9 protein-coding genes are annotated in these 10,516 nt (G+C 69.1%); 2 read left to right on the top strand and 7 right to left on the bottom strand.

Annotated features, from left to right (window positions below; genetic code table 11):
• Positions 1-149 precede the first annotated feature (149 nt).
• Positions 150-1,115 (bottom strand): S-methyl-5-thioribose-1-phosphate isomerase, encoded by a 966-nt coding sequence (mtnA, locus tag ACZ5ZX_RS38010; protein WP_465506827.1) that lies wholly within the window; start codon positions 1,113-1,115, stop codon positions 150-152.
• A gap of 60 nt (positions 1,116-1,175) precedes the next feature.
• Here mtnA and ACZ5ZX_RS38005 point away from each other — a divergent pair, with 60 nt between their 5' ends.
• Complete coding sequence (locus tag ACZ5ZX_RS38005; protein ID WP_465506826.1) at positions 1,176-1,574, top strand: RidA family protein; 399 nt, start codon at positions 1,176-1,178, stop codon at positions 1,572-1,574.
• A gap of 76 nt (positions 1,575-1,650) precedes the next feature.
• On the opposite strand, the gene ACZ5ZX_RS38000 is transcribed toward ACZ5ZX_RS38005, so the two are convergent.
• From ACZ5ZX_RS38000 to ACZ5ZX_RS37990, 3 genes are read right to left on the bottom strand one after another with little or no spacing between them, the layout of a single operon-like run.
• Positions 1,651-2,445: a PIG-L family deacetylase gene (locus ACZ5ZX_RS38000; RefSeq protein ID WP_465506825.1), complete on the bottom strand. Its 795-nt coding sequence runs from the start codon at positions 2,443-2,445 to the stop codon at positions 1,651-1,653.
• 50 nt (positions 2,446-2,495) lie between these two features.
• A complete protein-coding gene (locus ACZ5ZX_RS37995) occupies positions 2,496-3,185 on the bottom strand; it encodes a dienelactone hydrolase family protein (protein WP_465506824.1) in 690 nt (229 codons plus the stop codon).
• Positions 3,182-4,066 (bottom strand): arginase family protein, encoded by an 885-nt coding sequence (locus ACZ5ZX_RS37990; protein ID WP_465506823.1) that lies wholly within the window; start codon positions 4,064-4,066, stop codon positions 3,182-3,184. Before ACZ5ZX_RS37990 ends, ACZ5ZX_RS37995 begins: the two co-directional genes overlap by 4 nt.
• Positions 4,067-4,143: 77 nt before the next feature.
• Here ACZ5ZX_RS37990 and ACZ5ZX_RS37985 point away from each other — a divergent pair, with 77 nt between their 5' ends.
• Positions 4,144-5,496 (top strand): TrpB-like pyridoxal phosphate-dependent enzyme, encoded by a 1,353-nt coding sequence (locus tag ACZ5ZX_RS37985; protein ID WP_465506822.1) that lies wholly within the window; start codon positions 4,144-4,146, stop codon positions 5,494-5,496.
• 83 nt (positions 5,497-5,579) lie between these two features.
• Here the strand turns inward: ACZ5ZX_RS37985 and ACZ5ZX_RS37980 are convergent, their stop codons facing one another.
• From ACZ5ZX_RS37980 to ACZ5ZX_RS37970, 3 genes are all read right to left on the bottom strand, one after another.
• Positions 5,580-6,791 (bottom strand): GGDEF domain-containing protein, encoded by a 1,212-nt coding sequence (locus tag ACZ5ZX_RS37980; RefSeq protein WP_465506821.1) that lies wholly within the window; start codon positions 6,789-6,791, stop codon positions 5,580-5,582.
• Between the two features lie 139 nt (positions 6,792-6,930).
• Positions 6,931-8,142: an MFS transporter gene (locus ACZ5ZX_RS37975; protein WP_465506820.1), complete on the bottom strand. Its 1,212-nt coding sequence runs from the start codon at positions 8,140-8,142 to the stop codon at positions 6,931-6,933.
• A 484-nt stretch (positions 8,143-8,626) separates the two neighbouring features.
• Entirely contained in the window at positions 8,627-10,429 is a 1,803-nt protein-coding gene (locus ACZ5ZX_RS37970; RefSeq protein WP_465506819.1) for a VanW family protein, read from the bottom strand.
• Positions 10,430-10,516: the final 87 nt, after the last annotated feature.

Below are 10,516 nucleotides of genomic sequence, written 5' to 3'. Positions count from 1 at the left end.
CACGCCGCCGGCCCCCACCCACCGCCACCCGGGCTGCCTGTCTACCTTCTCATCCGGGCAAGTCACTATGGCGGGTCGGTGACGGTGGTCGTGAGTGGCGATTCGGGTTAGAACCCGAATCGCCACTCACGACCAACCCAGCCCACTCCTCACGCGCGGAGCAAGCCCTGTTCGGTGACCACAGCGGTGACCAGTTCGAACGGTGTCACGTCGAAGGCCGGATTGAACACCTCCGCGTCTTCGGGCGCGACCTTCGTGCCACCGAAGCTCAGGACCTCGCCGGGATCGCGTTCCTCGATCACGATCCGGCCACCGTCCGGCATCTCGGTGTCCACAGTGGACGAAGGGGCGACGACCACGAACGGGACGCCGTGGTGCTTCGCCGCGATCGCCAGACCGTAGGTGCCGATCTTGTTGGCGACGTCGCCGTTGGCGGCGATCCGATCGGCGCCGACGAGTACGCAGTCGACCAGGCCGCGGGACATCGCGGCGGCGGCCGCGCCGTCGGGCTGGACCCGGTACGGCACCCCGGCTTCGGCCAGTTCCCATGCGGTCAGGCGGGCACCCTGCAGCAGCGGCCGGGTCTCGTCGACCAGTACGGATTCGACCAGGCCGCGAGCCTGCAGATGCCAGACGACGCCGAGCGCGGTTCCCCAGCCGACCGTCGCGAGGCGACCGGCGTTGCAGTGGCTGAGCAGCCGCAACGGCCGCCGCTCACAGTGTTCGAGTACCACTTCGGCCGCCAGCCGGGACGCTTCGTGGTTGATCCGCTCGTCCTCGTCGAGGATCGCCAGCGCTTCGGCGAGGACGGCTTCCGGCCCGTCCGGGAGCTTCGCGAGCGCGCGGGAGACGCCCCAGCTCAGGTTGACCGCGGTCGGCCGGGCCTTGGCGACGCGGTCCGCCTCGGCCTCGACGTCGCCTCTGGCGCGGGTCGCGAGCACGACCCCGAGCGCACCGGCCGCGCCGAGCGCCGGCGCGCCGCGGACGGCGAGCCGTTTGATGGCGTCGACGAGTTCACCGACCGTGCGCAGTTCGAGCACGCGGTACTCGGCGGGCAGCGCCGTCTGGTCGATGATGGAGACCGCGTCGCCGGTCCAGTCGATCGTCCTGCGCATGGCGGGGTCCCCCGGAAATCCAGTTGGCCGTCCGTTGCCGGTTCGGTGAGGATGCGGCTCGTGACCATTGAACGCCACCATCCGCCCGGTCTGCATCCGACGCCCACCTACCACCACGTGACCATTGTCGAAGGACGGCGGGACGTCCACCTCGCCGGCCAGTGCCCGCTCGCCGAAGACGGCAAGGTCGTCGAGGGCGACGTGCTCGCCCAGGTCGACCAGGTCGTCGCCAACACCGCCGCCGCGCTGGCCTTCGCCAAAGCGACCCCGGCCGACGTCGTGCGCACGGTGATCTACGTGGTGACACCGGACGCGGACGTGCTTTCGGCGGTATGGGACCGGTTCGTCGAGTCGGAGATCGGCGAGGCCTTCACCACCGCGAGCACCCTCCTCGGCGTGGCGCAGCTCGGCTACCGCGGGCAGCTCGTCGAACTGGACGTCACCGCCGCGACGGCCTGACCCCCGCCGCGTTTCGTCCTCTGATCGCGGTCCTCGCCCGCGCGAGTACCGCATCCAGAGGACGAAACGCGAGGCGTCAGAGACCCGCCATGAGATCGGTCTCGGTGATGCCAGGCCCCTGACCCGCGCGGATGAACCACTCGACGCCGAACGCCTGCGCGAAACCCTCGTCGGGCATCGCGAGAAAGAACGAGTCCTCGCTGATCTGGCTGGCGTGCGCCCGCATCGCCGCCCGCTTGTACGGCAGGTACTCGGTGACGTCGACCCTCGCCGTCAGCACCGCCTCCGGCTTGCCGAACTCCGCGCCGTCTTCGAAATCGGGGAGGTCCTCGGCCTTCATCTGCCCGGTCCGCACCGCCTCCTCCATGCCGCGGCGCATTTCGTCACTGTTGCTCGTGGCCTCGTAGACCCGCGGCGTACCCGCCAGCTCGGCCGCGCGCATGCCGACGCGATGCACCTGGATGTGGTCCGGATGCCCGTAGCCGCCGTTGTCGTCATAGACCGTCAGGACGTCGGCCTGCTCTTCGCGCAGGATCGCGGCCAGCCGCTGCGCGGCCTCCTCGACGTCGGCCTGCCAGAACGTGCCGGGCTCGTCGTTGCGCGGCTCGCCCATCATGCCGGAATCGGTGTACCCCAGGAACTCCACGCGCTTGGCCCCCAGTACCTCGGCCGAAGCGTGCGTCTCTTGGACGCGGCGCTGCCACAACTCCTCTCCGTCGTCGAGGAAGCCCTCCGGCACCTCACCGACCTCGCCCCTGGTCGCGACGACGAGCACGACACGGTGGCCTTCCTCGAAGGCCTTGCGCATGACGCCGCCCGCGACGATGCACTCGTCGTCGGGGTGGGCGTGAAAACTCACCAATGTGGCCATGATGGGGAAACTACCGGGAGGTACCGACATATTCCGGCGTGAGTGCTGACTCAAGCCGGGTAGACCCGCCGCAGGAACTCCAGCGTCAGCGCCCAGGCCGCCGCGGCAGGCTCGGGCTGGTGGAACATCGGCGCCACATGGTTGTGGAACGCGTGCCCGGCACCCTCGTGGATGTGGATCTCCGCTCCCTCGTGGGTGGCCACCGCGTCGGCCAGTTTCCGCACGCCCTCCACCGGGATGTAGGGATCCGCGCCGCCGAACTGGAACTGGATCGGGCAAGTGATCTTGTCCAGCAACGGAAGCTGCCCCGGCACGGTCGAGCCGTAGTACGACACGGCGACGTCCGGGTCGCCCTCGGCGGCGGCCGCGTAGGCCATCGAGCCGCCGAGGCAGAAGCCGAAGACGCCCGCGCGGCCGTCGGTTTCGGGCAGTGACCGCAGCATCGCCAGCGTCGCGAGCACGTCGGTCACCGCGCGTGCCGGGTCGAGTTTGCCGGAGACCTCCATCGAGGCGGAGATACCGGCTTCGTCGTGGGTGGCCGACCAGCCGGGGGCGATCCGCCAGAACAGTTCGGGCACGGCGACGACGTAGCCGAGCGCGGCCAGATCGGCGGCGACGGACTTCAGGTAGTCGTCGAGCCCGAAGATCTCCTGGATCAGCACCAGTCCGGGGCCGGAGCCCGATTCGGGCAGCCAGAGCGGGGCGTCGAACGAGCCGTCGTCGACGGTCACTTCGGTCATCGGATTCCTTCCAGAGCGCGGACGAGCGAGTCTGCCACCAGTGCGGCCTGCGTGCCGTCGGGGTCGAGGTCGGGATCGAAGATGGTCAGCTCCAGCCCGGCCGCGCCGGGAATCGCGAGCAGACCGCGGAGAAGCTCGACGAGCTTGTCGGGGCTGAGCCCGCCGGGGTCGGGACTGTCCACAGCGGACACGTACGCCGGGTCGAGGGTGTCGATGTCGAGATGGATCCAGAAACCGTCCAGTGGCGCGAAAATCTCGCGTGCGGCCGCGAGGGTGCCGTCGGTTCCGTGTGCCATGATCTCTTGGCTGGTGATCGTGCGCAGCCCCGCCTCGCGGGCCTCGGCGGACTCCTCCTCGCGTACGCCGAGCACGAGGACGTCCTCGTCACGGACATAGGGCGCCAAACCGTCCACATCGGCCAGTTCCGGAGCACCGCGGCCGGTCACGACGGCGAGCGCTTCACCGCCGACGGACGAGACCTGTTCGGAGTTGCCGAGGTGACGGAAGTCGTCGTGCCCGTCGAAGTAGACGATGCCGAAGCGGCCTTCGCGGCGCAGAGTGAGCATGGCGGCGAGCGCGATCGAACAGTCGCCGCCGAGTACCACCGGGAAACCGCCGTCCGCGCGGATCTTCGCGAGGCGGCCGGCGAGAGCGACCGTGTAGTCCGCGATACCGGCGGCGTTCCGGACGCCGCTGTCCGGCGACCAGCCGGGCAGATAACGCGGCGGGGTGACCACGCCACCGTCGGTCGCCTCCAAACGGGTGAGCAGACCGTGGTCACGCAACGCGCCCGGAGCCTTGTAACAGCCCGGAACCACCCCCTCGGCGGGCGGACGCAGGCCGAGATTGGACGGCGCGTCGAGCAGTACGAAATTCCCCATGCCCACACCGTAGTAGTGACGCCTGGTGCCGTGCCGTCCGTCCCTTTAGGTTGGAAGGCTCGATCTGAGGAGGCGCCATGGTGGAGCGGACGAAGTACATCCTCAACGAAGAGGACATGCCGAGCCGGTGGTACAACGTCATCCCGGACCTCCCGGAGCCGCCACCCCCGCCCCTGCATCCGGGCACCCGCGAGCCGGTCGGCCCGGACGATCTCGCGCCGCTGTTCCCGCAGGCGCTCATCGCCCAAGAGGTCACCACCGACCGCTACGTCGACATCCCCGAAGAAGTCCTGGACGTCTACCGGCTCTGGCGGCCGTCGCCACTGTTCCGCGCGAGGCGGCTGGAGAAGGCGCTCGGCACGCCCGCCCGCATCTACTACAAGTACGAGGGGGTCAGCCCGGTCGGCTCCCACAAACCCAACACCGCCGTGCCACAGGCGTTCTACAACGCGGCGGAGGGCGTCACCAGGCTGACGACGGAGACCGGCGCCGGTCAATGGGGGAGCGCGCTCGCGTTCGCCTGCGCCACCTTCGGGCTCGAATGCGAGGTGTGGCAGGTCCGTGCCTCGTACGACCAGAAGCCGTATCGCAAACTGATGATGGAGACCTTCGGCGCGACGGTGCATGCGAGCCCGTCCGAACTGACCGCGTCCGGCCGCGCGATCCTGGCCGCCGACCCGAGTTCGACCGGAAGCCTCGGCATCGCGATCAGCGAGGCGGTCGAACAGGCCGCGCAGGCGGAGAACACCCGGTACGCGCTGGGCAGCGTGCTCAACCACGTACTGCTGCACCAGACGATCATCGGCGAAGAGGCGCTCAAGCAGTTCGAACTCGCCGGGGACACCCCGGACGTGCTCATCGGCTGCACCGGCGGCGGCTCGAATTTCGGCGGGCTCGCCTTCCCGTTCCTGCGCGAGAAACTCGCCGGGCGGATGGACCCGGTGATCCGCGCGGTCGAACCGGCCGCCTGCCCCTCGCTCACCCGAGGGAAGTACGCGTACGACTTCGGGGACACCGCCGGACTGACACCGTTGCTGAAGATGCACACCCTCGGTCACGACTTCATCCCCGACCCCATCCACGCCGGTGGCCTTCGCTATCACGGGATGTCGCCGCTGATCTCGCACATCTACGAACTCGGGCTGATCGACGCGATCGCCATCGGCCAAGAGGACTGCTTCGCCGCCGGAGTGCGCTTCGCTCGCGCCGAGGGCATCATCCCGGCGCCCGAGCCGACGCACGCGCTCGCCGCGTGTATCCAGGAAGCGTTGCGGTGCAAGGAAACCGGTGAGGAGAAGGTGATATTGACCGCGCTGTGCGGGCACGCGCACCTCGACCTCCCGGCGTACGGCGCGTACCTCGCGGGCGACATGGTGGACAACGCGCTGCCCGACTCCGCCCTCGAGAAGTCCCTCGCTGGGCTCCCGTAGCCCCCTCCGGACGCGCTATGAAAGGACCTTTCCTTGCAAAATTTGCAAGGAAAGGTCCTTTCATAGCGCTCCAGAGGGCGGGGTCAGCCGGTCACCTGGTAGCCAGAGGTCCGGTTCCGTCCGGTGTTCTTCGCCTCGTAGAGTGCCCGGTCCGCGACAGCGAGCAGGGCGTCGACGTCGGTCACGCCCGGCCGGTCGGCGAGGCCGATCGACACGGTGACGTGCTCCGGCAGGCCGCCCCGGTTCGCGATGCTCGACCGGATGCGCTCCGCGATCGCGTGCGCGTGCACGGCCGCCGTACCGGGCAGCAGGACGACGAACTCCTCGCCGCCGAACCGCCCCACCAGATCCGTGGCGCGCACTTCGGTGCGCAGCGTTTCCGCGATGGCGGCGAGATACCGGTCGCCGACCAGATGCCCGTGCCGGTCGTTGATCAGTTTGAACCGGTCGACGTCGAGCATCAGCAGGCTGGTGTGCCGCCCCGCGCGCCGCGCGCGGTCGAGTTCGTCGGCCGCGGCGTCGCGCCACGCCTTCGCGTTGAGCAGTCCGGTCTTCGCGTCACTGCGTGCCTGTCGTTTCAGTTGCCGCAGCAGTACGCCGCGGTGCAGTACCAGCGTGATCCCGACGATCAGCAGCAGCACCACCGGCCAGTCCCGCAGTGCCCACGCCACGATGACGCCGAGCGCGATCGTCGCCGCTTCGAGCGCGTATTCGAACGGCTTCGCCACCGCGTCACGCAGTCTGTCGTGCGGGGTGCCGTAGTACACCGCGACGGTCATCAGCACGGTGTTCACCAGCAGGAACACCCCACCGGCCACGACCACCACGCCGAACGAGGAGACATCGCGGGGGAGGACGTCGAACGGGACGGCGTACCGGGTGAGGAAGGCGGCGGCCGCGAAGCCCGAGAGCACGGTCGCCGACATGGAGAACGTGCGCCGGAACAGCGGGTTCGGCTGCCCGCGGAACCAGCGGTAGAAGAACGACACGGCGATGACCAGCGCGGCGAGTCCCGGGTGCAGCAGCAGTACGGCGGCGAAGGTCCAGACGCTGTCGAGCGAGATGTGCGGCGTGCCCGCGAACCGTTCCCGCACCCGTTCCACCGGACGCGACAACTCCGTGTACAGCACGACGCTGGCGATCAGGACCGCGAAGGGGACCGCGTCGCCGGGGGTGACCGGGATGCGGAGAAAAGTCCAGACCGATCCGGCGATCGCCGCGACGTCCGCCAGGAGGACGAAGCCGATCAAGCCGCGGTTGGGTAGCCGCCACAGCGCCCAATTCGTTAGCGCCACGGAGACGAACGTAATCGGTTGGATACCGGGTGTCACTACGCTGTATGGGTAGGCGTGGGTGCACCACGCGTGACCGGATCGGGAAAATCGAGGGGGTGAGCTCCATGCGCGGGCAGAACTGGTGATTACCCGGTTCCGGTCAAAGGGGGTGAAGAGGGGCCACGTGGCGCCAAGCCCGGGTGGCCGGAACAGCCACTACGAGACCGGCGAGTGCGATGACCGAGACCGTCGTCGCGGGTGAACCGAGTACGCCGACGAGCAGGCCGCCGGCGATCAGCCCGATTCCCTGCACGGCGATGAGTCCCGACCCGGCGAGGCCGAAGGCCTGGCCTCGTTCGGTGTCGGGTACCAACCGCATGAACGTGGTACTGGCGGTGACCTGGTAGGCCGCGCACATCCCGGACAGCACGAGCAGTCCGGCGGCGTAGGGGAGCGAGGGCCGGAACCAGAACGCCGCCAGTGGCACGATCGCGCCGAGCGCCAGCGTCCCGACCAGCCGCAGACGCCTTTCCGGCCGCACCAGGCGGCCGAGGACGAACACCCCGAGCACGATCCCGGCCGGATGCGCCGCGAGCAGCAGCCCGGCCGTCACCGCCCCGCCGCCGATCTCCGCGGCGTAGGGCACGGCCAGCCCTTCCGGCACGATCACGAATCCCGCCAGCCACGCCAGGCCGACCAGTGCGCGCAACCGCCGGTCACGCCAGATCGTGCGGGCACCGGCGGAAAGCCGTCGCACCGTCGACGTCGCCGGTCCACCGGACCCCGAAGCGGGCCGGGCGCGGACACCGAGCCGCAGGACGATGGCCGAGACGCCGAACGTCACCGCGTCGATGGCGAGCCCGCGGCCGGGGCCGATCGCGGCGATCACCGCGCCGCCCAAGGCGAATCCGGCGAGCTGGCCGAGCTGGTTGGTGATCTTCAGCAGCGACTGGCCGAGTACGTACTGGTCGCCGCTCAGCACCGACGGCAGGACGGCGGCCTGCGCGGCCGTGAACGGGGCATTGGCCAGTTGCACCACCACGAGCACGGCGGCGAGCACGGGCAGCGGGATCCCGGGAATCGCGAGTACGGCGACCAGGATCGCCCGGACGACGTCGGAACAGACCATCACCGCGCGCCGGGGGAACCGGTCGGCCAGCCCGCCGAGCAGTGGTCCGCCGATCAGGTCGGGCAGATAGGTGAGCGCGTAGGTCAGCGCGGGCCAGGTCGCCGAATGGGTCCGCTGGAACACCAGTACCGACAGCGCGACCCTGGCCACCTGGTCGCCGAGGATCGACTGGAGTTCCGCGAACCAGATCGCCCGCAGTTCACCGACCGCGAAGAGCTGCCGGAAGGTCGCCGTCGAAGTCACGAGGTGACACCCCCGTCCCGTCGGGTGAGCCACTGAGCGTACCGCTCCGGACGCTTTCGGTGAACTCCCGGAAAGCGCGTGAAGGCCCGGCGAAGTCGCATAACTGCTGGTCGGCTTCATGGCTAGAGCGGGACAAAGTGAACCTGTCGTGATGGACCCGGCGGAAGCGGGCTCACGCGAAGGGGCCTCACCCGGCTCTTGACTGTCCATAAGGGACACTTCGCCGTGAGTGTTAATGAGGGTTCTAACCCGAATCGCCACTCACGACCCCACGCGGAACCGTACATAGTGACATCACTCGGACACTCAGCCGCTCGGCGATGTCCCTTGTGGACACTGGTGCGGGTTCCCGATCTTCCGTTGATCAACCACCGACGTATGCGACCCCGCCACAGCCAGGAATAGACGTCTGACCTGCAATATCTCGACTTTGCCGGGGCCCTGGCTCAGCCGAGGGAAGGGGGCCTTCACGCGCTACGGGGGGCTACTCCGTGCCGCAGGTGATCTTCGGCTGCGGGTTGTAGTGCACGCTCCGGGTGTGACGCCGGATCTCGCGGCCGGTCGCGGCGTCCTTGATGACCCGGGTGTCCGACGTGGTGAAGCCGGGAGCGCCGTTGCTGGGCTTGCAGTTCTCGGCGGGGCCGGGTTTCGTCGGCGGCTCGGACGGGTTGGAGCGGCCGCCCGGTATCGACTCGACGGTGTACTTCTTGGTGCCCCACAGGCGGATCGTGATGTCCGAGGGCGTCCAGATGGCCTGGATCGCGACCCCGGTGTCACCGTCGTTGGTGAACTTCAGGTCGATCACGCTGCCACCGTTGTGGTTCTGGAACACCGTCGCCTCGCGCGCGGCGGGGTAGCGGCTGATGTAGTAGCTGTGTTCCTTGTGCTCGGTGTCCTTCATCCCGGCGAAGTACGAGGCGTTGTACAACGTGGTCGCGAACTGGGAGATCCCGCCGCCGACCTCGCGGCCGGGCGCGCCGTCCTTGATGACGCCCGCTTCGACGTAGCCCTGTGCCGCCCCGCGCGGTCCGGTGTAGCCGTTGAGGCTGAACGTCTCGCCCGGCTTCACGATGGCGCCGTTGACCTTCTGCGCCACCACCCGGATGTTCGTCCCCGAGTCCGGGGCGAAGCCGCCGGTCTTGAACTCGCTGACGACCTCCTTGATGCCGAGCTGGTTCGCCTGCTCGGTGGTCACCTTGGCCGGGGTCTTCTTGTAGGTCACCGGCAGCTCGCGGGTCCCGGTGCGCTTGAGGACGTCGAGCACCGGCTTGAGGCTCGGCTCCCAGTCGACGACGTTGGCGTCCTCGGACGGCTCGACGGTCGGCTTGCCGCCTTCGAAGACGATCTCCGCGTCCTTGCCCTCTTTTTCGGTGGACTTCAGCTGCGGACCCGCGGCCTCGATGATCTTGTTGTTGTCCACCTTCGGGTTCAGCACGCCACCGTCGGCGGGCTCGAAGGTCAGCGCGCCCGCGATGGCGTCCGGTTTGACGACGGCGTCCTTGCCCTCGCCCTTGATCACCAACGGCGCCGCCACGGCGGGCTTCGCGACCTGGTCGAGGGCGGCGTGGACGGCTTCCGGCGAGACCTTGACCGGGGTCTGGGTGACCGCGAGCGTGAGCGGCTCACCGGAGGCCCAGCGGTCGAGGATGGTCTGCTTGGCGGCCTCGACGTCGAGCTTCTGCCCGGTCTTCGGCTCGACGGCGACCGGCTTGGCGTCCTCGAACTTGACGGTGCCTTCGACGGGCTCGCGGTCGATCTTGTCGCGCAGGCTCTCCATCGCGGCGGTGAGTTTGCCGTCGTCGGTCTGGGTGACGACGCCGACCTCGGTGCTCGAGAAGAACGACGCGATCCGCGTGAACGGGTTCAGCGGCTGATCGCCCGCCTGGTCGAGGGTGGCGGGCCAGTCGAGGCGCAGGCCCGCGGTGTTCGGCGCCAGCGACTCCTCGGCGTCACCGGCGACGACCTTCACGGGCCGGGTCAGCCGCGGTTCGATGCCGCCTCGAAGCTCCTTCTCGGCCGCGGTGCGGTCCATCCCGCCGACGTCGACCCCGGCGACGGTGACGCCGCGAGGGACACTGCCCTGGGAGACCAGCACGTCGAGGGCGTACGCGACGACCAACAGGCCGAACACGCCCCCGCCGATGAAGGCGGCCTTGCGATAGCCGCGACGGCGTTTCGGTGGCGCGGTCTCCCGCGGCGTGGCAGACTCCTCGAACCCGGGCGTGACGACCGGGAGAATGTCCGTCTGCTCGGCATGGGACTCGGGCCAGCGCGGTTCCTGCGGCAACTCTCCACCCTCCACGGCCGGCGAGGTCGCCGGACGGCACGTCGAACATCCGGGCCTTACTTCGCGTTCCGGACGTGCGTTCAAGAT

It is taken from the genome of Amycolatopsis sp. NPDC033938 (assembly GCF_055575975.1).
This window is presented reverse-complemented; position numbering and strand designations above follow the sequence as displayed.